This is a genomic window from Streptomyces flavochromogenes (assembly GCF_000717595.1).
In the GTDB taxonomy this organism is placed as follows: domain Bacteria; phylum Actinomycetota; class Actinomycetes; order Streptomycetales; family Streptomycetaceae; genus Streptomyces; species Streptomyces flavochromogenes.
The window spans coordinates 289,245-312,095 of sequence record NZ_JNZO01000001.1 but is presented as its reverse complement, the minus strand read 5'-3'; the positions used below and the strand labels follow the sequence as shown (position 1 = coordinate 312,095).

Below are 22,851 nucleotides of genomic sequence, written 5' to 3'. Positions count from 1 at the left end.
CCGACGATGCCTCATGGCGTCGCTCGGGGGCTTTGTCGTGCTTCCTCCTCCGTCGCACAGCGGATCAAATGTCACCGACGGGTAGTTACCTGGGGTAATGGAACGCATGGTGCGCTCGCTGTGCGGAACGGGATGGTCAAGGACTTGACCATCCCGTTGGTCCAGACCAGAATCCAGGCCACATACCCGCGCGAACACCCCGTTCGGTCCCCCCATGTCGGGTCAGCCCCCCATGCCGCACGACCCTGTGCTGAACCGCAGAAGGTGACCTACGTGAAGAACCGCCATCTGGCCTGCCCCCTGGCAGCCGCCACAGCACTCGCCCTCGCCGGCTGCGGGATGCTCCCGGGCGGCGGCGGGACGAAGACCGTCAACATCTGGCTCATGCGGGACAGCGTCAGCGAGGACTTCCTCAACCGCTTCACCGAGGCGTACGAGGAGGAGCACGACGGCGTCGAACTCCAGGTCACCATCCAGGAGTGGACCGGCATCGGAAAGAAGGTCACCGAGGCCATCCAGGGCTCCGGCGGACCCGACGTCATCGAGGTCGGCAACACCCAGGTCGCCCAGTACGCCGACACAGAGAAGCTCTTCGACCTCACCCTGGAGTCGGTCCGCGACCTCGGCAGCGAGGACTGGCTGCCAGGCCTCGCCGAGCCCGGCAGCATCGGCGGATCCCAGTACGGCATCCCCTGGTACGCGGCGAACCGCATCGTCATCTACAACAAGGACCTCTTCGCCGACGCCGGCATCGACAAGCCGCCGGCCACCCGCGCCCAGTGGCTCACCGACACCGAGAAGCTCAACAGCAAGGGCTCGCAGGGCATCTACCTCGCCGGCCAGGACTGGTACACCCTCGCCGGATTCATCTGGGACGAGGGCGGCGAACTCGCCACCGACAAGGGCGGCGAGTGGACCGGAGCGCTCGAGAGCGCCGCGGCCCGCCGCGGCATGGCGTACTACAAGGAACTCCAGGCCCTCGGCTCCGGCCCCAAGGACGCCGACGAGCAGAACCCGCCGCAGGCCGACGTCTTCGCCAAGGGCGACGTGGCCCAGCTCATCGCCACGCCCAGCGCCGTCGCCGCGATCGTCAAGGCCAACCCGGCCCTCAAGGACAAGCTCGGCTACTTCCCCATACCGGGCGCCAAGGAGGGCCAGCCCTGCGCCGTCTTCACCGGCGGCTCCGACCTCATCATCCCGGAGAACGCACCCCAGCGCGGCGCCGCCCTCGACGTCGTCAAGGCGCTCGCCGGCGAGAAGTGGCAGACCGACCTCGCCCGCACCATGGGATACGTGCCCAACAAGAAGGGCCTCGCCTCCGTCGTCGCCGGCCAGGAGGCCACCGCCGTCATGGCCAAGGGCGCCGCGCGCGGCCGCGCCACCCCCAACTCCCCGCAGTGGGCCAACGTCGAGGCGGACAACCCCATCAAGCCCTACATGACGGCCGTCCTCCAGGGCGAGGACCCGCTGAAGGCCGCCAAGCTGGCCTCGGCCGAGATCACGGACACCCTCGCCGAATAGCATTCAGCGCCTCCACACCCGCGGGTCCCCGGACGGTCACGTCGAATCCAGCCGGTGACGGAAGAAGTAAGGAGCCGGGCCACCGCTCACACGGCCCGGCGCCGTCCCTTCCCCTTCCGTACGCCGGAGGAGCCCGACATGGCCGCACCGACCCCCACGCTCGCCGTCCCCGCTCAGCCGCTCCCCGTCCCCGCCCAGCCCCGGCCGCTCGTCGAGCAGCCCTCGCCGGGGGCCCGCGCCGAGCAGGCGGCACCGCGGACCCCGGCCGAGGAGCCCACCCCCCGCTACCTCGTCGGGCTCGCCCGTGACCAGGAGGACGTCCGCGCCGCCCAGCGGCTGCGCCACCAGGTCTTCGCCGGTGAACTCGGCGCCCGGCTCGACGGCCCGGAGCCCGGCCTCGACATCGATGCCTTCGACGCGTACTGCGACCACCTCCTGGTACGGGAGGAGACCACCGGCGAGATCGTCGGCACCTACCGCATCCTGCCGCCCGACCGGGCCGCCGTCGCCGGGCGCCTCTACTCCGAGAGCGAGTTCGACCTCACCCGGCTCGCTCCGGTCCGGCACGACCTGGTCGAGGTCGGGCGCTCCTGCGTCCACCCCGCCCACCGCAACGGCGCCGTCATCGCCCTCATCTGGGCCGGACTGGCCCGCTACATGACGAACACCGGCCACAACTGGCTCGCCGGCTGCTGCTCCCTCCCGCTCGCCGACGGCGGCACCCTCGCCGCGGCCACCTGGGACACGGTCAAGGCCAAGCACCTCGCCCCGGAGGAGTACTGGGTCACCCCGCACAAGCTCTGGAGCCCCGAGGGCATCACCCGCCCCGAGGGCCGCACCGAGCTGCCGCCGCTGCTCCGCGGCTACCTGCGGCTCGGCGCCTGGGTCTGCGGCGCCCCCGCGCACGACCCCGACTTCGGCGTCGCCGACCTCTACGTCCTGCTCTCGCTGCGCCGGACCAACCCGCGCTACCTCAACCACTTCCTCGCGCTCGCCCCGGCACGGTGAACGGGACCACGGCCCTCTCGCCGTGGCTCCCCACGGCCCCCTGCACCCCCGGCCACTGCGCCGCCCACCCCGAGTCCGGCCACCGCCGGCGAAGCGCCGAGGCGGACCCGGCCGGGGCCGTCCGAGCCGTGGGCCGGCTGATCGCGGGACTCGGCACCGTCATCCTCGGGCTCCTCCTCGCCCCGCCGGCCGGCCTTCTGCCGGCCGCCACCCGGCTGACCCTGGTCCGGTACTGGATGCGGGCGGTGGTCCGCGCCTTCGGCGTCCACGTCCGGTACGAGGGCGCGGCCGCTCCGGCCGGCGGCCCGCTCCTCGTCGTCGCCAACCACGTCTCCTGGCTCGACATACCGCTGATCGCCGCCGTGCTGCCCGGCCGCACGGTCGCCAAGTCGGAGGTGCGCCGCTGGCCCGTCCTCGGCACGCTCGCCGCGCTCGGCGGCACCCTCTTCATCGACCGGGAAGGGATCATGGCTCTCCCCGGCACCGTGCGGACCATGGCCGGTGTGCTCGCGGGCGGGGGCCGGGTGGTCGTCTTCCCTGAAGGCTCGACCTGGTGCGGACGAGAACGCGGCCGGTTCCGTCCGGCCGCGTTCCAGGCCGCCCTCGACGCCGGGTGCGCCGTGCAGCCGGTACGGATCGACTACCGGCCCACGGACGCCGCCGCCTACGTGGGGGCCGACCCGCTCGGCTCCTCACTGTGGCGGGTCGTGTCCATCCGACGGCTCACCGCCGTCGTCCGGCTCGGGGAGCCGCTTCCCGGCGCGCTCTACCCGGACCGCCGTGCCCTGGCGGCCGCCGCTCAGCGGGCGGTGGCCAGCGACAGCGCGAACCTCCCCTCGCTGTCGGTCCACCAGCGGTCGAGGTCGAGGTCCGCCTCCGCGAGCTCGGCCCGGACGCCCGCCTGACGGAACTTCGCGGACACCTCCGTCCGCATCTCCTCGCCCGCCGCGAACGGCACCACCAGATCCAGCTCCGGGATCTTCACGGTCAGCGCGCGGCGGGCCCGCAGCCGCATCTCGATCCACTCCCGCTCGCGGTCCCACACCGCCACGTGGTCGAAGGCGTCCGGGTCGAAGTCCGCGCTCAGCTCCCGGTCGATCACCGCGAGCACGTTCTTGTTGAAGGCGGCCGTCACCCCGGCCGAGTCGTCGTAGGCGGCCACGAGAGTCGACTCGTCCTTCACCAGGTCCGTGCCGAGCAGCAGCGCGTCGCCCGGCGTGAGCATCGCCCGTACGGAGCGGAGGAAGGTCCGCCGCTCGCCCGGCAGCAGATTGCCGATCGTCCCGCCGAGGAAGGCCACCAGACGCGGCCCCGGCGTCCCGGGCAGTGCGAGCCCCCGGGTGAAGTCGGCGACCAGGGCGTGCACGTGAAGCCCCGGCCGTTCGGCGAGCAGGGACTCCGCGGCCCCGGTCAGCGCCGACTCGCTCACGTCCACCGGCACATATCCGTCCAGGCCGGGCAGCAGCGCGTCGATCAGGAAACGGGTCTTCTCCGAGGAGCCTGAACCGAGCTCCACCAGGGTTCTGGCCCCGGTGGCGGCGGCGATCTCCGGCGCCCGCTCCTTCAGGATCTCCCGCTCGGCCCGGGTCGGGTAGTACTCGGGCAGCCGGGTGATCTCCTCGAAGAGTTCGCTGCCCCGGGCGTCGTAGAACCACTTCGGCGGCAGCTCCTTGGGGGAGCGGTTGAGCCCGTTGAGGACGTCGGCGCGCAGATCGGCGCCGGCGGCGTCCGGGGCGAGGGTGCGGGTCAGCTGGAACGGGCTCACGCGGAGGGCTCCTTGAGCGGGGTGAGGGTGACGTCGGCACGGGTGGCGGTCACGAGCGTGCGCCCGGGAACCTCCCGCCAGCGCGGATCGTCGTCGTACGGTTCGGAGGCCACGACCACCCGGTCGGGACCCGTCAGGTACCAGAGGCTGTTCTCCCAGGCGGTCGCGGCGATCAGCGACCCGTCGGTGAGCAACAGGGTGAGACCGGAGCCGGGAGCCGCTTCGGCGGCCTCCCGCACCGTGTCGGCCAGGGCTCGGCCCGGCGCGTCGCCGGACCGCAGCCGGTGCAGGACGAGCGCCCAGAGCAGCGCCGAGTCGGTCCGGGCCTCCAGTCCGAGCAGCTCGCCGGCCGGGAGGGTCGCGGCGAGCGGCGCGAGCGAGTCCGGCCAGCCCCTGACGGCGCCGTTGTGGCTGAAGAGCCAGGGCCCGGCGGCGAACGGCGCCGCTGCGGCCTCCCCGTCGGCGCCCGGCAGGGTCGCCCCGCGGACCGCGGCGAGCAGCGCCCGGGAGCGCACCACCCGGGCCAGGTCCGCGAAGGAGAGGTCGCCCCAGAGGGGGCCGGAGCGCCGGTACCGGGCCGGTACCGGATCGCCCTCGGCGTACCAGCCCACCCCGAACCCGTCGGCGTTCACCACGCCGCTGGTCTGTGCACGGGGCTCCCAGGACTGGCGCAGCAGAGCGTGCTCGGGCCGGACGAGCAGCTCGCCCAGCGCCACCGGTTCGCCGACGTAGGCGATATGACGGCACATCAGTCGAGCTCCGCGCTGCGGGCCGTACGGAAGCCGGAGAAGATCTGACGGCGCACGGGCAGGTCCCAGTTACGGAAGGTGCCCCGGCAGGCGACCGGGTCGACGGCGAAGGAACCCCCGCGCAACACCTTGTGGTCGGGGCCGAAGAACACCTCCGAGTACTCCTTGTACGGGAACACCGTGAAGCCCGGGTACGGCAGGAAGTCGCTCGCCGTCCACTCCCACACATCCCCGATCAACTGCCGTACGCCGAGCGGCGACGCACCCTCCGCATAGCTGCCCGCGGCGGCCGGACGCAGGTGCCGCTGGCCGAGGTTGGCGTGCTCGGGACCCGGATCGGCGTCACCCCACGGATAGCGGCGCGAGCGCCCGGAGTCCGGGTCGTACCGGGCGGCCTTCTCCCATTCGGCCTCGGTCGGCAGCCGCCGGCCCGCCCAGCGCGCGTAGGCGTCCGCCTCGTACCAGCTCACATGCAGGACCGGCTCGTCCTCCGGCACCGGCTCGGTGACCCCGAACCGGCGGCGCAGCCACTGGGCGCCGTCCCGGCGCCAGAACAGCGGGGCCTCGATGGCGTGCTCCCTGATCTGCGCCCAGCCCTCGGGACGCCACCAGCGCCGGTCCGCGTAGCCGCCGTCGGCCATGAAGGCCAGAAAGGCGCCGTTGGTGACCGGCACGGTGTCGATGTGGAAGGCCGGCACCATCCGGATGTGCGCCGGACGCTCGTTGTCCAGGGCCCACGGCTCCTCCGAGGTCCCCATGGTGAACGGACCACCGGGGACGAGGACTTCGGTGGGAAGCGGGCCGCTCCGCAGGGGCGGCGGCGGGGGAGCCGTCAGCGCCGCGGGGCCCTTCCGCAGCTGATGGGTGATCAACATCGTCTCGTCGTGCTGCTGTTCGTGCTGCGCGACCAGACCGAAGGCGAAGGCGGCGCGCAGCAGCGGACGCCCGTCGAACTCGGCGCGCTCCAGCACGTCGAGGACGCGCAGCCGTACGTCCGCCGCGTAGGTCCGGGCCTCGCCCGGCGCGAGCAGCGGCAGCGAGGGGCGGGCGGACCGCGGGTGCTCGAAGGCGTCGTAGAGCGAGTCGATCTCGGGCCGCAGCGCCTCCTGCCCGCCGACGGCCCGCCACAGCCACACCTCCTCCTGGTTGCCGATGTGCGCCAGGTCCCAGACCAGCGGGGACATCAAGGGGGAGTGCTGGGCGGTGAGTTCACCGTCCTCGACGCAGGAGGTGAGCAGCGCCGTCCGGGCCCGCGCCGCGGTCAGGGCGTCCAGGGCGTGACGGCGCAGGGCCTCGGGGCCCAGCTCGGTCCGGGTCTCCGTCATGACGTCAGCACCTCCAGGTCGTCGGCCGGGCAGCTCCCGGGGATCACGTACCGCTCGTGGAAGGCGGCGACGGCCTGCCGCACGTCCTCGCTCGCCCCGATCCGGGGCAGCGCCTCGATCGCCGCGGCGAAGACGGTGAGCGCGGTGGCGTGCAGCTCGGCGTCGGTCAGGCCGTCACGCGCCGCCGCCAGCCAGAGCGGGTTGCGCGGGGCGGGGGCGTAGCCGGCCCGCTCGGCGAGCGGCTTCACCGCCCGGTACACGGTCTCCGCCGCCTTCGGGTCCTCGAACACCGCCGTGGTCACGGCCACCGGCACCATCCACCCGTCCGGGCCCGGCTGCGCGTCGACCATCCGCAGCTCCAGATGGCCGCGCGGCCTCACCGGCGGGAACAGCGTCGTCATGTGGTACCGCAGGTCGTCGGCGTCGGCCGGCCGGGGCAGGCCCGAGCGCAGCCAGTCACGGAAGGTCAACCCCTCCGGAACGGCCCACGGGCCTTCGTCGGCCCGTACGCACAGCACGGGGGTGTCCAGGACATGCGCCGCGTACTCGGCGCGCGGCTCCCCGTCCGGCAGGGGGGCGAGCGTCCGCCGGGGGTCGAGGTCCGCCCACAGCGCCTGCCGCGTCGAGCGCCAGCCAGTGCGACGACCCTTGTGCAGGGGGGAGTTGGCGAAGGCCGCCACGAGCACCGCTCCGAGGAGATGGGCGAGCTGCCAGCGCCGGTGGTAGCCCAGCGGTCCCGGCTCCTCGAGACCCGCGTCCAGACAGATCTGCACCGACGCCGAGTCGCACATCATCGCCCGGCCGGCGGGGCCGGTGCGGTCCAGTGCTGCCTCCATGGCGTCGTAGCGCGGCTCGTGGAGCAGCCGGCCGCGCGGCGAGTGCCAGGGGTCGACCCCGTATCCGCTGAGGGTGAGGCCGAGTGGTCCGAGCGCCGACCGTACCGCCCGGAGATCGGCGGCGAGGGAGTCGAGGCATTCCATGAGCGAACCGGCCGGGCGCGAGCTGAGCTCCAGCTGCCCGCCGGGTTCGAAGGTCAGGGACGACACCAGCGGCAGGGACCGAACGGTGTCGAGGGCCGCCGCGAGCCTCGGCGGACGGACGGGGAGCCGGGGGTCCCGGAGCTCGTGCACGAGCCATTCCAACTCCACGCCCACGGTGCGGGGTGGGCCGGTCTTGAAGCAGATACATCGCAGCAGTTCCTCCGCCTCCGCCTCCGCGAGAGGGGGTTCGCCGCTCCGTATGCCGCTGGACGACATCCGTACACCTCCTGGTCGTCAGGCCGGTCGTAGGGACCGGCCCCGGGAAGTTCTGCTTCCACCTAAAGCCACCGTCGAGCGGCGTGCAAGAGCGCCCCGAACGCGCCGAACACGCTCCTCGCACCCCACCCGGCCGGAAACCGCCCCGGGCAGGACCTGTCGGGACCCGGCCGGATCCCGGGAAAATCCGTTGTCCCGGCCGGGACGAAACGATCATCCTGAGGTCATGAGTGCACGACTGCGCGCGATCGCGCGGCAGACCGAGGAGATCGTTGCCGCGGGCCACTACCAGGTCCCCGACGGCCGCACCGTCTCCGTCGCCGAAGACCTCGCGGCCGCCCTGGCCGGAACGCGTCTCCACGGCCCCGAGCCCGTCACGGTCACCCCCGACACCGACCGGACGCCCACCCTCGACGTCACCGGCGAGAGCAGCCTTGCCGCCGCCCGGCGGATGACCGCCGCCGACGCGGCCCGCCCCGTGGCCGTCCTGAACTTCGCCTCCGCCCGCAACCCCGGCGGCGGCTACCTCAACGGCGCCCAGGCCCAGGAGGAGGCGCTCTGCCGCTCCTCCGCGCTCCACGCCACCCTGCTCCGCGCCCCCGACTACTACACCCACCACCGCGAGGACCGCGACGTCCTCTACACCGACCGGGTCATCCACTCGCCCCGCGTACCGGTCTTCCGCGACGACCGCGGCGCCCTCCTCGCCGAACCCTTCACCGTCGGGTTCCTGACCTCGCCCGCGCCGAACGCCGGTGTCGTCCGCCGCCGCACCCCCGCCCTCGTCGACCGGCTGCCGGGCGCCCTCGCGTCCCGGGCCGAGCGGGTCCTGGAGACGGCCGCCGCGGCCGGCTACCGGCGCCTCGTGCTCGGAGCCTGGGGCTGCGGCGTCTTCCAGAACGACCCCGAACAGGTCGCCGGAGCGTTCATGGCTCTCCTCACCGGGGACGGCCGCTTCGCCGGCCACTTCGAGGAGATCGTCTTCGCCGTCCTGGACCGCGCCCCGGGCACACCGACACGGGCCGCTTTCGCCCGCGTCGTCGGGGCGGCCGCCGTCTGACATGCGGTGCTCGCACCCCCGTGCCAGGCTGAGGGGATACGGACCACAGTCCGACACCCGTCACGGGAGGCACGATCGTGGGCAAGAAACAGACCCGGACGAACCGGGGAGCCCGTACCGGCGGCCATGAGCACCGCACCGAGGCGACCACGAAGGAACAGACCTCGGCGGCTCCCAAGAGCGAGACGTCGATGCCCCTCGTGGAGCACGCGTCGCACCGCAAGGAACGGAAGTTCGGCCACAACTGAGGGTGGCCACAGACGAGTTCGGCCACGACTGAGCGAGCCAGGACCGAGTTCGGACACTGCTGAGTCCGGCACGACTGAGCGGGCGACGACCGAGTTCGGAACCGACTGAGCCGAGTGGGCCGACGGAGCGAGGCGGGGAGCCGACGGGGGTACGAGGCCGGGGCCCGGCGCCGTCATGGCACCGGGCCCCGGCCCGTGTCCTCCCTGTCGGGAGTCGACTACTCCCCGTCGACGACCGTGATCTCGACGCTCTTCTCCGGCGCCCGGGGCGCCGGGGGCACTCCCGTCCCCAGCCGCTCCTGAGCTGCCGGGTTCATCGTGGACAGCAGCTGGCGGGCCAGACCCAGACCGGTCCCGCCCATGGTCAGCGCCTTGGCGAACACGTCCGCCATGCCGTCGGCGCCGTTGAGCAGCACCATCTGGTCCACGTTCCCGAACGCCGACGCGCCCGCGGACACGATCTCCGGCCACTTCTCGGCCAGTTGCTGCGCGACCACGGCCTCCTGGTTCTCCGCGAGCGCCGCCGCACGGGCCTTGATCGACTCGGCCTCCGCCAGACCCTTCGCCCGGGTCGCCTCCGCGACCGCGAGCCCCTTGGCGTGCTGTGCCGCCGCCTCCGCCTCACCGGTGAGCCGGGTCGCCGTCGCCATGGCCGCGCTCGCCAGCTCGGTCTCCTTCGCTTCGGCCTCGGCCGCCGAGATCCGCGCGTCACGCTCGGCCGCGGCCAGCGTCCGGGTCTCGTACGCCATCGCGTCGGCCGGCTTGCGGACCTCCGCCTGGAGCTGCTGCTCCTTCCGGTGTCCCTCCAGCTCCGCGACCCGGGTCTCCTGGACGACGACCTCCTGGCGCGAGGCCGCCTCCGCCAGCGGACCGGCCTGCCGGGCCTTCGCGGACGCCTGGTCCCGCTCGGCCTGGTAGCCCGCCTGGAGGATCTCGCTGTCGCGGGTCGCCTCCGACATGCGTGCCGCGGCCTGCTGCTCGGCCTCGGTCGCCCGCCGGTTGGCCTCGGCCTGCGCGATCCGCGCGTCCCGCTGGACGGCGGCCGCGTGCGGGGCGGCCAGGTTCTTGATGTACCCGGTCGGGTCCTCGATCTCGTGGATCTGCAGCGAGTCGACGATCAGGCCGAGCTTCTCCATCTCCGTGCCACAGGCCGAACGCGCCTGCCCGGTCAGCTTCTCCCGGTCACGGATCATGTCCTCCACGGTCAACCCGCCGACGATGGCACGGAGATGACCGGCGAAGACGATGTGCACCCGCTCGCTCATCAGCTTCTGCTGGTCGAGGAAGCGGCGTGCGGCGTTGGCGATCGACACGAAGTCGTCACCGACCTTGAAGATCACCACACCCCGGACCTTCAGAGGAATGCCCTGGTGGGTGACGCACTCGACGGACAGCTGGGTCTCGTTGAGGTCGAGCGAGAGCTTGCGCACCGCCTGCACACCCGGCAGGACGAGCGTGCCCCGCCCGGTGACGATGCGGAACCCCATACCCGCGCCGAGGCCCTCGTTCTTGTGATTGGAGCCGGAGATGATCAGTGCCTCGTTGGGTTCCGCGACGCGCCACATCATCTTGAAGACGATGACGAGAACGGCGAAGGCGCCGACGACGGCGCCCGCGAGAATGCCGATGCCCATGGACATGGTCCCCCTTCACCGGAGCCGGTGCGGATCCGGTGAAGGGAGTGTGCGCCTGTGACCGGCGCCACTCAACGGTTGCGTCAACTGTCGTACGCGGCTGTGACATAGACGGTGCGTGGAGGGAGATGTTCCATGACCATCACCACCGTTCCCACGTCGATCCGCTCCTTCGGGGAGGCCGGATGGGCGAGGAAGTGCTCGGCACCGCCCCGGATCCGGACGATCACCTCACCGACGAGACCGGGCCCGACGGTGCCGGTCACCCGGCCGAGCAGTCCCACCATCGAGGAGTCCATCGACGCGTCGTCCATGCCTGAACGGTACGTCAGATCCAGTCCTCCAGCGCGGACATGAACCCTTCGAAGTCGTCCCGGTGGATCGTGTGACCCGCCCCCTTCACCGTACGGAGCTCGAATCCGCGGTCCGTCAGCATCCGGGCGTGCTCAGGCCGCACCAGCGTGCTCGGATCGGCGAGGGTGACGAGGGAGGGCACCACGGGCCGGACCGGCCACATGTCGGCGCCCACGAACTCCGTGAGGCCGTGTGCCGTCCGCTCGTCCCAGTCCCGTACCGACGCCATCTCCACGTCGACGTCCTCGTCCGGCCAGTGCGGGTTGAACCCCTTGATCTGCTCCCGCGTCATCGACTTGCCCCGGACGAACATCTCGGCCCGGTAGCCGCAGGGACCGGCCGACAGGTGCCAGGCCGGGTCGGAGTACACCGCCCGGGCCGGCGCGAGACGCTCCACCGCCCGGGCGAGCACGAGCCCGCCCAGGGAGTGGCCGATCGCCAACTCCGCTCCTGAGGGCAGCGATTCGACCAGATCGTCGGCGTGGTCCTCCGGTCGGTACGCCTCCGGCCCCGCGGCCCGCCCACTCAGCCCGTGCCCCCGCAGGTCCACCGCGATCACCCGATAGCCGTGCTCCGCGAGTGCCGGGCCGACCCGCCGCCAGGTGCGGTGGTCGGCCATGAGGCCGTGGACGAGCAGGGCGATCCGGTCGCCCGAACCCCAAGTGAGCGTGTGCAGACGCACGGTGCGGCCTTTCTGACGGTGCCGGGCGGGCGCCGGCCGGGGTCAGCGCACGCTGCGGATGGGGCGCACGGCGAGCGCGCCGACTACCGACAGTACGGCGGCGATCAAGAACAGCGCCGTGTACCCGCCACTGAGCGAGACGACGAGCGAGGCCACGAAGGGGGCGACGATCTGCGGGCCCGCGTTGGCGACGTTGAGGACACCCATGTCACGGGCGGCGTCCTCGGCCTTCGGCAGCACCATGGTCACCAGCGCGGTGTCGACGGCCATGTAGCAGCCGAAACCGAGGCCGTTGACCGCGGAGAAGGCGAGCATCGCGGTCCAGCTCGTCGAGACGGCCGGGATGAGCAGGGCGACGGCGGCCAGCGCCGCGGAGGCGCCCACGAAGAGCTTGCGCCGGTCGAAGCGGTCCGACAGCCAGCCGCCCAGCACCGTGGAGACCACCATGGCGATCGCGTTGAGCGGCATGAGGATCGCCACCGCCTCCTCGGGGCTCAGCCCGGCGGGCAGCTCGGTGTGGTCCTTGAGGATGTACAGCTGGAACCCGGCCACCGCGAAATAGCCCAGGACCAGCAGGGCACGGCCGATGAAGGCCCAGCGGAAGTCGTGGTCCGTGAGGGCGCTGCCGAAGGCCGCGAGCTGCGCCCTCACCGGCAGCGGGGCCTTCGCGGGCATGCGCCGCTCCCGGGCGCAGGCCGTGAACAGCACGGCGGTGGCCGCGACGATCGCGCCGAAGACGAGATAGCCGGTGCGGTAGTCCTCGGAGAAGGCGGCGCCGACCAGGGCGCCGATCGTCGAGCCGACGGGGAGGCCGAGGCCGACGGCGGCCGAGGCCCTGCCCCGGGCGGCCATGGGGACCCGGTCGGGGACCACGGAGGTCAGGGCCGCCTGGTAGATGTTCATGACGGCCTGGCCGAGGCACCAGGCGATGGTCACCAGCAGGATCGTGTGGACGCTGCCGAGGAGCAGCATCACGGGCAGCGCGAGCAGACCGCCGGCGAGGATCCACGGGTTGCGGCGGCCCGAGCGGTCCGAGAGGGCGCCCGCCACGGGGTTGAAGACGGTGGCGAAGATCGCGGATATGCCGGAGACGAGGCCGAAGTTGGCCACCTTGCCGGCCGGGTCGATCTCCTCGATCTGGAGGGCGAGGAGCAGTCCGGGGACGCCGATGTACAGGGCGTACATCGCGGTGTTCCCGGCGAGGAGCAGGGGCAGCAGCCCGCGGGTCGGCCGGCCGGACGCGGCGGAGCCGGGCCCCGGATCGCCGGTGTCCGACGTGGTGGGGCCGGGGGAGGAAAGGGCCACGGTGCCCTCCTGGGGTGATCGCCCGACAAGGGCGAGAAGCGGATCGAACGATTTAGTTACACGTGTCAGTGACACGTGTGAGCATTGTGTAGCACCCGTTTCCGGCCATCCGCCAGACCCGGGGCCGGATTGTTCTGGAAAGATGCCGAAGCGATGAGTCAGCCAACCGAACACACCCCCGAACGCCCCAGCGGGCGCGCGGTCCCGACCAGCGCCGACGTCGCCCGTCTCGCGGGCGTCTCCCGGGCCACCGTCTCGTACGTCCTGAACAACACCTCCACCGTCCGCATCAGTGAGCCCACCCGCCGCCGGGTGCGCGAAGCGGCCGAGGAGCTGGGGTACGTGCCCCACGCCGCCGCCCGCAGCCTGCGGGCCGGCCACAGCCGGATGGTGCTGCTGCCGACCTCCCACGTGCCGGTGGGACCGCTGTACAGCCAGTTCTTCGACGAGTTCCAGTGGGCCCTGAGGCGCCTCGACTACACGGTGGTCCAGTACGGCAGCGTCGGCCTGGAGGCCGAGGAGGCCGCCCGCGCCTGGGCCGAGCTCCGGCCCGTGGCCGTGGTCTCGCTCGGCGAGGTCCGGCTGACCGGGCAGGGCGTCGAGATCCTCAAGAGGTCCGGGGCACGGGCGGTGATCACCCTGGGCGCCCAGGGCGTGGAGGGCACCCACGCCCTCGTCATGGACCAGGGACGGGTGGGCGAGGTGGCCACCGCCCACCTCGTGGAGAGCGGCCGGCGCCGGATCGGCGTCGTCATCCCCGAGGAGCCGGGCCTCGCCATGTTCTCCGGCCCCCGCCTCGACGGCGCGCGGCGCGCGGCCCGCGGCACCGACGCCACCGTCGTACCCCTGCCGCTGCGGTACGACGAGGAGTCGGCGAACGAGCTCGCGGCGCGCTGGCGGGAGCTCGGCCTCGACGCCGTCTTCGCCTACAACGACGAGTACGCGATGCTCCTGATGCGGGCGCTCCAGGACGTCGGCCTGGCCGTGCCGGAGGAGGTCGCCGTCGTCGGCGCGGACGACCTGCTGCTCGGCCGGCTCCTGCGGCCCCGGCTCAGCACCGTGAGGATCGACATGGTGCTCGGACGTGAACTCGCGGAGCTGGTCGACCGGGCCGTCCGCGAACCGGAGGTCCCGCCCCGCACCCGCTCGCTCCTCGCCTCACAGGTCGTCCGGCGCGAGTCCAGCTGACCGGCCGCCCGGCGAGCGGGCGGTCGAGCGCTTAGCGTCGATCCATGAGCACAGTTCCGCAGCGTTTCGAGATCCTGCTGGTGCCCGCCCACGTCGAGGACCGGGGCGGCGCCGCCGTGACGGACAGCGCCGTGCGCACCGCCGTCGTGGAGGCCACCGGGCGGCGGGGCGAGTCGGGCTATCCGATCTACGAGGGCCACGGCATCAGGGTCGACATCGACCCCGAGACGCGCACCGTGGAGGCGCTCCTCGTCGACGGACGCGAGCTCGACTACGGCCTCACGGCCCTCGCCCGCCCGGTGGGGCGTGACTGACCTGGGGCGTCCTGTCCCGAAGGGGCCCGTTGACAGGGCGGTCCGACGGGCAGAGACTCTGCGCGCGCGCCAAGACGAGAGTGCCGAGGGCGAAAGTCCTGTCACCAGGCGAACAGAGTCGTTCCGAAGGTCACGTGGGAGAGAACCGATGAGCATCCGCGACGTCTACATCGTCGACGCCGTCCGCACCCCGATCGGGAAGTTCGGGGGCGCCCTCGCCTCGGTACGCCCCGACGACCTCGCCGGACACGTCGTCCGGGCTCTCGTGGACCGTACTCCCGCGCTCGACCCGGCGCGCGTCGACGACGTCTACTTCGGCGACGCGAACGGCGCCGGCGAGGACAACCGCGACGTCGCGCGGATGGCCGTCCTGCTCGCCGGGCTGCCCGTCTCGGTGCCCGGCGTCACCGTCAACCGCCTCTGCGGCTCCGGGCTCGAGGCCGTCATCCAGGCGGCCCGCGCCATCGCCCTCGGCGACGCCTCCGTGGCGATCGCCGGCGGTGTCGAGTCGATGTCCCGCGCCCCCTGGGTCCTGCAGAAGCCCGAGCGGGCCTTCCCCGCGGGGCACCAGCAGCTGCACTCCACGACTCTCGGCTGGCGCATGACGAACCCGCGCATGTCCGCCGAGTGGACGGTCCCGCTCGGCGAGGGCGCGGAGCTGATCGCCGACAAGCACGGCATCACCCGCGAGCAGCAGGACGCCTTCGCGCTCGCCAGCCACCGCAAGGCGGCCGAGGCCTGGTCGAAGGGTCTGTACGACGACGAGGTCGTCCCCTACCCGGGCGTGGAGCTCTCCCGCGACGAGTGCATCCGCGACGCCACGTCGATGGAGGCCCTCGCGAGGCTGAAGCCCTCCTTCCGTCCCGCCGGCGGCACGGTCACGGCGGGCAACTCCTCACCGCTCAACGACGGCGCCGCCGCCCTGCTGCTCGTCGACGAGGACGGGCTGCGCGAGACCGGCCGTGAGCCGCTCGCCCGGATCCGCACGTCCGCGGTCACCGGCATCGAGCCCCAGCTCTTCGGCCTCGGCCCGGTCGAGGCGGTCCGGCGGGCCCTGGAGAAGTCGGGTCGTTCCTTCGCGGATCTGCGGACCTTCGAGCTGAACGAGGCCTTCGCGGCCCAGTCCCTCGGCTGCCTCGCGGAATGGCCGGAACTGGACCCCGAAATCGTGAATCCTCGCGGTGGGGCCGTCGCCATCGGCCACCCGCTGGGTGCCTCGGGCGCCCGCCTCGCCGGATCGGTCGCCCACCAGCTGGCGGCGGCCGGCTCGGGCACCGGCCTCGCGGCCCTCTGCATCGGCGTCGGCCAGGGCCTCGCCCTGGTCCTGGAGCGCTGAGCACCAGGACAGCACGCGAGGGGGGTACGGGAGTCGCTCCCGTACCCCCCTCGCGGTGGATCACTTCTGCTTGGCGTCCTCGACGGACTTGCGGACCTCGTCCATGTCCAGCTTCCGTGCCTGGCCGATGACGTCCTCCAGAGCGGCTTCCGGCAGGGCGCCGGGCTGCGCGAAGATCGCCACGTTGTCGCGGACGATCATCAGCGTCGGGATCGAGCGGATCTCGAACGCCGCCGCCAGCTCCGGCTGCGCCTCGGTGTCCACCTTGGCGAAGACGAGGTCCTCGTGGCGCTGGGAGGCCGCGTCGTACACCGGGGCGAACTGACGGCAGGGACCGCACCAGGAAGCCCAGAAGTCGATCAGGACGAAATCGTTCCCACTCACGACCTCGTCGAAGTTGTCCTTGGTGAGCTCTACGGTGCTCATTGTTCCTACCTTTCGGGGATCTCCTGGCGGTGTCCTCACGGTCCCCTGGGGACTCGCCCCGCACAACGGCGTATCGAGCCGCGCTATTCCGCACCGCTGAGCCAGACTGTCACCCATGACACGAACGGTGGAGAGCGAGCACGAGCACGAGTACGACGTGGTGGTCCTGGGGGCGGGCCCGGTGGGCGAGAACGTCGTCGACCGGGTGCGGGCCGCCGGCCTGAGCGCCGCGATCGTCGAGAGCGAACTGATCGGCGGCGAGTGCTCGTACTGGGCCTGCATGCCCAGCAAGGCCCTCCTTCGCCCCGTGATCGCCCGCTCCGACGCCAGGAAGGTGGCGGGCCTGCGCCAGTCGGTCTACGGCCCGCTCGACGCACTGGAGGTCTTCGCTCACCGGGACGAGGTCGTCGGCGACTGGACGGACGACGGCCAGGTGGACTGGCTCGACTCGATCGGCGTACGGATCTTCCGGGGCCACGGCCGTCTCCTCGGGCCGCGCCGGGTCGAGGTCGCGGGCCCCGAGGGCGAGCGTCACGTCCTCACCGCACGCCACGCGGTCGCCGTCTGCACCGGCAGCCGCGCCGTCCTGCCTGACCTGCCCGGCCTGTCCGGGGCGCGCCCCTGGACCAGCCGCGAGGCGACCAGCTCCGACCGGGTGCCGGGGCGGCTGATCGTGGTCGGCGGGGGAGTCGTGGGCGTCGAGATGGCGACCGCCTGGCACGCCTTCGGATCGAAGGTGACGATGCTCGTACGGGGCGGGGGACTGCTGCCCCGGATGGAACCCTTCGTCGGCGAGCACGTGGCCGCGGCCCTCACCGCGCGCGGCGCGGACATCCGTACCGGCGTCTCGGTCACCGCGGTCGTGCGCGACGGCGGTACGGGACCGGTCACCGTGGTCCTGGAGGGCGGCGACCACGTCGAGGGCGACCAGGTGCTGTTCGCGACCGGCCGGGCCCCGCGCACCGAGGACATCGGCCTGGAGAAGGTCGGTCTGAAGCCGGGCTCCTGGCTCGACGTCGACGACAGCCTCAGGGTCACCGGCACCGACTGGCTGTACGCCGTCGGGGACGTCAACCACCGCGCGCTCCTGACCCACCAGGGCAAGTACCAGGCCCGGATCGCCGGCGCCGCGATCGCGGCCCGTGCGAAGGGCACGGAGGCCCTGGACGAGTCGAACTGGGGGGCGCACGCGGCCACCGCCGACCACGCCGCCGTACCGCAGGTGGTGTTCAGCGACCCCGAGGCGGCCGCCGTCGGGCTCTCGCTCGCCGAGGCGGAGCGGGCCGGCCACCGGGTCCGGGCCGTGGACCTCGACATGAGCCATGTCGCCGGGGCGGGGCTCTACGCCCAGGGCTACCGGGGGCACGCCCGCATGGTCGTCGACCTCGACCGCGAGGTGATCCTCGGCGCGTCCTTCGTCGGCCCGGGCATCGGCGAGCTCGTCCACTCGGCGACCGTCGCGGTCGTCGGCGAGGTGCCCATCGCCCGCCTGTGGCACGCCGTGCCGTCGTACCCGACGCTGAGCGAGGCGTGGCTGCGTCTCCTGGAGGCCTACCGGAGCTGACGAGTCGTCAGGACGCCGCCCCGTCCGGGACGTCGCCGGAGCCGGAGGCGTACGGGGCGATCAGCGCCCGCACCGCCGACCGGGCCACCTCCAGGGCGGGCCGCGGGTCGCGGCCGGACTCCTGGCCAAGGACGACCCGGGTGCTCAACCCGTCGAGCAGGGCCAGGAGTTCGGAGGCGCGCGCCCCGGCGTCGAGCGGGGCGAAGCGACGCCGCGCGACACCCGCCGCGAGCAGCGCCTCCAGGTCCTCGTGCCACCCCCGGTCCAGCTCGTCCTGGGCCTCGCCGAGCGCGCTGTTGCCGGGGGTGCGGGCCCACAGCTCGATCCACAGGGTCCAGCGGGGATCGCGTGGCCCGCGGGGCAGGTAGAGCACCAGGAACCGGTCGAGCTTGCGCTCGGCCGTGATCCGCCGGGACAGCAGCGCACGGCGCTCCTCGGCCAGCGCGGCCTCGCTCCACCGGAGGGCGGCGAGCAGCAGCAGGTCCTTGCTGCCGAAGTAGTACAGGATGTGGCCGCCGCTCGTGCCGAGCCGCTCCGCGAGCGCCGACATCGTGAGCGAGGAGAGGCCGTCCTCGGCGATCGCCGTCATGGCCTCCTCCAGCATCCGTTCCTGGGTGACGTGCCCGTCCCGCCGTCGTGCCGCCCCTGCCACCGCCACTGTCCCCGTTCCGCCGATCCACCGGTGCCTCTGCTGGGTCGACCTTAATCGCAACCCTCGAAGGTCTTGACGTGGCCGGAACCCATCGCACATCTTGAATGCCATTCAAGAACTTAGAACGTCATTCAAGACGGCGTTCACGACAGCATTCACGGCAGCGTCCGCGACGACGCTCAGGATCAGGAGGTGCGGTGTGCTCGGACACGAGACGGCGCCCGGAACCACGGGGGCCACGGCGACCACGGCCCGGGACGAGGTGTTCCAGGTCGAGGAGCACGGGATCGACCCCATCCCCGACGCCGAACGGCACGGCAGCGCCAAGGACGTCTTCTGGCTCTGGTTCGGCTCGAACCTCACCTTCACCTACGTCATCAACGGGGCCCTCGCCGTCGCCTTCGGACTCTCCTTCTGGCAGGCCACCGCGGTCGTCGTGATCGGCGGCCTCTCCTTCCTCGCCATCGGCGCGGCCGGCCTCAGCGGGGTCCGCACCGGCACCGCCACGCTCGTCATCTCCCGCGCCGCCTTCGGCCTGCGCGGCAACTGGCCGGCCGGTCTGCTCAACTGGATCGTCAGCATCGGCTACACCATCGTGAACACCGTGGTGGGCACTCTCGCCCTCGAGGCCTTCTTCGCCGACCTCGGCTGGAGCGGCGGCTCCGCCACTCGCGCCCTCGCCCTCGGCGTCACCCTCGCCCTGACCTTCGCCGTCGCCCTCTGGGGCCACGCCACCGTCCAGTTCGCCGAGCGCTGGATGGCCTACGTCCTCGCCGTCGGGTTCGCCGCCCTGCTCGTCCTCGTCCTCCCGGGCGCCGACACCTCCGCACCCTCCGCCGCACCCGGCGCCGCCGGCTGGAGCCTCGCCTTCGTCGTGATGCTCGCCGGCCCCTTCTCGTACCTCCCCATGCCCGCCGACTACACCCGCTACCTGCCCCGTACGACCTCCCTCAAGGCCGTGACCTGGAGCGGAGCCCTCGGCGGTTTCGTCTCCTCCGTCGCCCTCGGGGTCGCCGGGGTGGCCGCCGCGACCCAGGTCGACATGACCGACGCCGTCGCCGGCACCGAGAGCCTGCTCCCCGGCTGGTTCCAGCCGCTCTTCCTCGCCCTGGTCCTCGGCGGGTCCGTCACCAACTCGATCATCACGCTCTACTCGTCGAGCCTCAACCTCCAGGTCCTCGGCATCCCCTGGAGCAGGGCCCGCGCCATCGTCATCAGCGCCGCCGTGACGGCCGCCGGCTCCCTCGGCGCCCTCTTCCTCACCGACTTCACCACCTCGCTCCTCTCCTTCCTCTCCCTCCTGATCATCGTCTTCGCCCCCTGGGGCGGGGTCTTCCTCGCCGACATGGTGCTCCGCCGCTGCGCATACGACTCCGCGGGACTGCACGCGAGCATCGGCGGTGCCTACTGGTACCGCTCCGGCTGGCACCCGCCCGGCCTGACCGCGCTCCTCGCGGGCCTGCTCTTCTCGGCGCTGACCTGCGACTCCGAGCTGTGGACCGGCCCGCTCGTCGCCCCGCTCGGCGGCGCGGACCTCACGCTGCTCGGCGCGGGAGTCTCCGCGCTCGTGTACGTGCTCCTCGCACGCCGGACGGTCGCGCCCTTCCACCCCTGAGAGCCCCCGGCGCCCCGAAACCGCCCGAACACCCCTCGTACGTACGTCACGGAGTCACCCCGCATGAACGGCACCACCACCCCCTCCTCCGCCTCTTCCCCGGCCCCTTCCGCAGGCCGCCTCCCCGCCGACCTCCTCCTCACCGGCGCGCGGATCCACACCGTCGACCCCGCACTCCCCGAGGCCGAAGCCCTCGCCGTCCGTGACGGCCGGATCGTCTGGATCGGCTCCGACGCGGAGGCACACGCCTGGTCCGGACCCGGCACCCGGGTTCTCGACGCCGGCGGACGGCTCGTCCTGCCGGGCTTCGTCGACGCCCACAACCACGTCCGCCTCGGCTCCGACGACGCCTGCGTCCAGCTCGCCGGCGCCCGCACCCTCGACGCGATCCACGACCGCATCCGCGCCTGGCACACCGCGCACCCCGACGCCGAGTGGATCGAGGCCGAGGCCTTCGACTACTCCGCCGTCCCCGGGGGGCGCATGCCCACCGCCGCCGACCTCGACCCGGCCACCGGCGACGTCCCCGCCCTCGTCCTCAGCTACGACGTCCACACCGCCTGGCTCAACACCGCCGCCCTCCGCAGGCTCGGCGTCGACCGCGACCACACCGACCTCCCCTTCGGGCGGGCCGTCACCGACCCGGCCACCGGCGAACCCACCGGATTCGTCAAGGACTTCGCCGTCAAGGGGCTCTCCCGCGACGGTCACCGCGCCCTGCGCGCACTCGGAGTCCCCTGGGCCGCGCCGGACCGGCAGTACGGCCGGCTCGCCAAGAGCCTCGACGACGCCATCGGCTTCGGCATCACCACCGTCGTCGAACCCCAGAACTCCCTCGACGACCTCGCCCTCTTCCAGCGCGCCCGCGCCGAGGGACGGCTGCGCTCCCGGATCGTCGCCGCGCTCTTCCACCCGCGCGGCACGACCGACACCGACCTGGACGCATTCCGGGCCGTGTCCGAGGAGTTCGCGGACGACCGGCTGCGGGTCGGACCGCTCAAGCTCTACATCGACGACGTCGTGGAACCCCGCACGGCCGCCCTCCTGGAGCCGTACGCGGGCTGCGCCCACCACCGCGGCGACACCTTCTACCCGCCCGAGGAGTTCGCCGAGCTGCTCACCCGGCTCGACGCGCGCGGCTTCCAGTGCTTCGTCCACGCCACCGGCGACCGGGGCATCCGGACCGTGCTCGACTCCGTGGAGCGGGCACGCGCCGCCAACGGGCCGCGCGACGCGCGCCACCAGATCGTCCACGTCGAATGCCTCGACCCGGCGGACACCCCGCGCTTCGCCGAACTCGGCGTCGTCGCCTGCATGCAGCCCCGGCACGCCGCCCCGGACATCGCGGGACCGGGCCAGGACTGGGCCGAGAACGTCGGCCCCGACCGCTGGCACAAGGCCTGGCCGCTGCGCAGCCTGCGCGAGGCGGGCGCCGTCCTCGCCCTCTCCAGCGACTGGAACGTCGCCGAGATGGACCCCATGGTCGGCATCCACGCCGCCGTGACCCGCCGCCCGCCCGGCGGCGGGGAGGCGTGGACGGCGGGGGAGACGATCGACGTCGAGACCGCGGTCGAGGGCTACACGATGGGTTCGGCGTACGCCAACTTCCTGGAGCACGAGCGGGGTTCGCTGACCGTCGGCAAGCTCGCCGACTTCGTCGTCCTCTCCCGCGACATCCTGCGGATCGCACCGGAGGCGATCCCGGGCACGGTGGCGGAGACGGTCGTGGTGGGCGGCGAGGTGGTCGTGGAGCGCTGAGAGGGGGCAGTGGGGCAGGGGGAGCACGCGGGGCACGACCCGACTCGGAGGCGCAGGGCAGGCCCGGCCGGGGTCGGCCCGGGCCGGGCGGGATGCCGGCGGTCAGGGCCGCCATCGCGGCGCAGCGGTGCCGGTCAGTGGGCGTCGCCCGTGGTCTCCACCGCCATCCGGCGCGCGAAGGTCCGGCCCGCGTCCCGTGACTCGTACACCCCGTCCCCGGTCGCGACGAGCAGACGGCGGGCGTCCACGACCGTGAGCGCCTGCGGTGCCCCGCCGGGCACGGTGGAGACCCGGGTCCAGCCGGCGCCCCCGCCCGTACCGCGGAAGAGGACGCCGTCGGGACCGACACCGAAGAGGGCGTCGGGGGCGCCCCACGAGAGGTACGCGAGGACGCGGCCCGTACCGGTCGCGAAGGTCCTGCCGCCGTCCGTGCTGCGGGCCACACCGGACTCGGTGGAGGCGAGGACCGTCCCCGGGTCGGCGGGGGAGACGGCGATGTCGAGGGCGCGCAGCGCCGCGCGGTCGTCCCAGGTGACGCCGTCGGCACTGACCCGGAGCCGTCCGTTCGCGCTGTCGTACCCGTAGACGGTGGAGTCGCGGGCGGTGTCGAGGGCGTGGAAGTCGACCTTCCCGGCGAGCGACTTCTCCCGCCAGGTGCGCCCGGAGTCCGTCGACGCGACGAGACCGAGGTCTGCGGGACCGCCGGCACCCGGGGCCGGGTGTCCGCTCGCGAGGAAGTCGCCGTCGGCCGTGACGGTGAAGCCCATGAAGTCGTCCCGGCGGTGGCCGACGGGGATCGGATCGCCGTCGGCGTCGGGTGTGTAGAGGCCCTGGTGGGTGGCGACGTAGAGGCTGCCGTCGCGCAGGCCGAGCCCGTGGATGTGGCTGAGGGCCGCGGCGGAGCCGGCGCGGGGGGCCCTGCCGTCGGAGGAGCCACCGGACGACGCGCATGCGGTGAGGGCGAGGCCGAGGGTGAGGGCGGCAGCGGCGGTGGCCTTGGGGAGGGGGAGGCGCTTCGTCATCGTTCCTTCGCCCGGGAGCAGGGGTACGGCGCGGCGGGGCGGCCCGCTCCGGAGAGGGACGGGCCGCCC

22 protein-coding genes are annotated in these 22,851 nt (G+C 73.0%); 11 read left to right on the top strand and 11 right to left on the bottom strand.

The window, feature by feature from the left end:
- The first annotated feature begins 273 nt into the window (after positions 1 to 273).
- From IF00_RS0101240 to IF00_RS43300, 3 genes are all read left to right on the top strand, one after another.
- Entirely contained in the window at positions 274 to 1,521 is a 1,248-nt protein-coding gene (locus tag IF00_RS0101240) for an extracellular solute-binding protein (protein WP_030313189.1), read from the top strand.
- Positions 1,522 to 1,659: 138 nt separating this feature from the next.
- The gene (locus IF00_RS0101235) at positions 1,660 to 2,529 is read left to right on the top strand and encodes a GNAT family N-acetyltransferase (RefSeq protein ID WP_030313187.1); all 870 of its coding nucleotides are present in this window, start codon (positions 1,660 to 1,662) and stop codon (positions 2,527 to 2,529) included.
- Entirely contained in the window at positions 2,526 to 3,434 is a 909-nt protein-coding gene (locus IF00_RS43300) for a lysophospholipid acyltransferase family protein (RefSeq protein ID WP_078944485.1), read from the top strand. Before IF00_RS0101235 ends, IF00_RS43300 begins: the two co-directional genes overlap by 4 nt.
- Here IF00_RS43300 and egtD read toward each other — a convergent pair.
- From egtD to egtA, 4 genes are read right to left on the bottom strand one after another with little or no spacing between them, the layout of a single operon-like run.
- A complete protein-coding gene (gene egtD / locus IF00_RS0101225; RefSeq protein ID WP_030313184.1) occupies positions 3,329 to 4,294 on the bottom strand; it encodes an L-histidine N(alpha)-methyltransferase in 966 nt (321 codons plus the stop codon). The two genes, IF00_RS43300 and egtD, sit on opposite strands and share 106 nt — an antisense overlap.
- Positions 4,291 to 5,043, bottom strand: coding sequence for an ergothioneine biosynthesis protein EgtC (egtC, locus tag IF00_RS0101220; RefSeq protein WP_030313182.1), 753 nt, complete (start codon positions 5,041 to 5,043; stop codon positions 4,291 to 4,293). The genes egtD and egtC overlap by 4 nt, the downstream gene beginning before the upstream one ends.
- The gene (egtB, locus tag IF00_RS0101215; protein ID WP_030313180.1) at positions 5,043 to 6,368 is read right to left on the bottom strand and encodes an ergothioneine biosynthesis protein EgtB; all 1,326 of its coding nucleotides are present in this window, start codon (positions 6,366 to 6,368) and stop codon (positions 5,043 to 5,045) included. The genes egtC and egtB overlap by 1 nt, the downstream gene beginning before the upstream one ends.
- Positions 6,365 to 7,624, bottom strand: coding sequence for an ergothioneine biosynthesis glutamate--cysteine ligase EgtA (egtA, locus tag IF00_RS0101210; protein ID WP_030313178.1), 1,260 nt, complete (start codon positions 7,622 to 7,624; stop codon positions 6,365 to 6,367). The genes egtB and egtA overlap by 4 nt, the downstream gene beginning before the upstream one ends.
- Positions 7,625 to 7,850: 226 nt before the next feature.
- Here egtA and IF00_RS0101205 point away from each other — a divergent pair, with 226 nt between their 5' ends.
- Together IF00_RS0101205 and IF00_RS45990 are read left to right on the top strand one after the other, a co-directional pair.
- Positions 7,851 to 8,684: a TIGR02452 family protein gene (locus IF00_RS0101205; protein WP_030313176.1), complete on the top strand. Its 834-nt coding sequence runs from the start codon at positions 7,851 to 7,853 to the stop codon at positions 8,682 to 8,684.
- A gap of 77 nt (positions 8,685 to 8,761) precedes the next feature.
- On the top strand, positions 8,762 to 8,932 hold the full coding sequence (locus IF00_RS45990) for a hypothetical protein (protein WP_167346832.1): 171 nt from the start codon (positions 8,762 to 8,764) through the stop codon (positions 8,930 to 8,932).
- Between the two features lie 218 nt (positions 8,933 to 9,150).
- Here the strand turns inward: IF00_RS45990 and IF00_RS0101195 are convergent, their stop codons facing one another.
- The 4 genes from IF00_RS0101195 to IF00_RS0101180 form a co-directional block, all read right to left on the bottom strand.
- Positions 9,151 to 10,566 (bottom strand): flotillin family protein, encoded by a 1,416-nt coding sequence (locus IF00_RS0101195; protein ID WP_037637313.1) that lies wholly within the window; start codon positions 10,564 to 10,566, stop codon positions 9,151 to 9,153.
- An 83-nt stretch (positions 10,567 to 10,649) separates the two neighbouring features.
- Positions 10,650 to 10,880, bottom strand: a complete 231-nt coding sequence (locus tag IF00_RS0101190; protein WP_030313172.1) for a hypothetical protein — start codon at positions 10,878 to 10,880, stop codon at positions 10,650 to 10,652.
- A gap of 14 nt (positions 10,881 to 10,894) precedes the next feature.
- Positions 10,895 to 11,602: an alpha/beta fold hydrolase gene (locus tag IF00_RS0101185; protein ID WP_030313170.1), complete on the bottom strand. Its 708-nt coding sequence runs from the start codon at positions 11,600 to 11,602 to the stop codon at positions 10,895 to 10,897.
- Between the two features lie 42 nt (positions 11,603 to 11,644).
- A complete protein-coding gene (locus IF00_RS0101180) occupies positions 11,645 to 12,907 on the bottom strand; it encodes an MFS transporter (RefSeq protein WP_030313168.1) in 1,263 nt (420 codons plus the stop codon).
- Between the two features lie 153 nt (positions 12,908 to 13,060).
- On the opposite strand from IF00_RS0101180, the gene IF00_RS0101175 reads away from it, so the two are divergent.
- The 3 genes from IF00_RS0101175 to IF00_RS0101165 all read left to right on the top strand — a co-directional run bounded on the left by IF00_RS0101175 (position 13,061) and on the right by IF00_RS0101165 (position 15,745).
- Positions 13,061 to 14,095 (top strand): LacI family DNA-binding transcriptional regulator, encoded by a 1,035-nt coding sequence (locus IF00_RS0101175; protein ID WP_030313166.1) that lies wholly within the window; start codon positions 13,061 to 13,063, stop codon positions 14,093 to 14,095.
- A 44-nt stretch (positions 14,096 to 14,139) separates the two neighbouring features.
- Positions 14,140 to 14,409, top strand: a complete 270-nt coding sequence (locus tag IF00_RS0101170; RefSeq protein WP_030313164.1) for a hypothetical protein — start codon at positions 14,140 to 14,142, stop codon at positions 14,407 to 14,409.
- Positions 14,410 to 14,557: 148 nt separating this feature from the next.
- Positions 14,558 to 15,745, top strand: coding sequence for a thiolase family protein (locus IF00_RS0101165; RefSeq protein WP_030313162.1), 1,188 nt, complete (start codon positions 14,558 to 14,560; stop codon positions 15,743 to 15,745).
- Between the two features lie 60 nt (positions 15,746 to 15,805).
- Here the strand turns inward: IF00_RS0101165 and trxA are convergent, their stop codons facing one another.
- Positions 15,806 to 16,171, bottom strand: a complete 366-nt coding sequence (gene trxA / locus IF00_RS0101160) for a thioredoxin (RefSeq protein ID WP_030313160.1) — start codon at positions 16,169 to 16,171, stop codon at positions 15,806 to 15,808.
- Positions 16,172 to 16,286: 115 nt separating this feature from the next.
- On the opposite strand from trxA, the gene IF00_RS0101155 reads away from it, so the two are divergent.
- Positions 16,287 to 17,735 (top strand): dihydrolipoyl dehydrogenase family protein, encoded by a 1,449-nt coding sequence (locus IF00_RS0101155; RefSeq protein WP_030313158.1) that lies wholly within the window; start codon positions 16,287 to 16,289, stop codon positions 17,733 to 17,735.
- A gap of 7 nt (positions 17,736 to 17,742) precedes the next feature.
- Here the strand turns inward: IF00_RS0101155 and IF00_RS40825 are convergent, their stop codons facing one another.
- Positions 17,743 to 18,387, bottom strand: a complete 645-nt coding sequence (locus IF00_RS40825) for a TetR/AcrR family transcriptional regulator (protein ID WP_051819671.1) — start codon at positions 18,385 to 18,387, stop codon at positions 17,743 to 17,745.
- A gap of 199 nt (positions 18,388 to 18,586) precedes the next feature.
- On the opposite strand from IF00_RS40825, the gene IF00_RS0101145 reads away from it, so the two are divergent.
- Positions 18,587 to 20,002 carry a purine-cytosine permease family protein gene (locus tag IF00_RS0101145; protein ID WP_030313154.1) on the top strand — a complete coding sequence of 472 codons (1,416 nt, stop codon included), beginning with the start codon at positions 18,587 to 18,589 and terminating at the stop codon, positions 20,000 to 20,002.
- A 63-nt stretch (positions 20,003 to 20,065) separates the two neighbouring features.
- Entirely contained in the window at positions 20,066 to 21,760 is a 1,695-nt protein-coding gene (locus IF00_RS0101140) for an amidohydrolase (protein WP_030313152.1), read from the top strand.
- Between the two features lie 134 nt (positions 21,761 to 21,894).
- Here the strand turns inward: IF00_RS0101140 and IF00_RS0101135 are convergent, their stop codons facing one another.
- A complete protein-coding gene (locus IF00_RS0101135; RefSeq protein ID WP_030313150.1) occupies positions 21,895 to 22,782 on the bottom strand; it encodes a F510_1955 family glycosylhydrolase in 888 nt (295 codons plus the stop codon).
- Between the last annotated feature and the right edge of the window lie 69 nt (positions 22,783 to 22,851).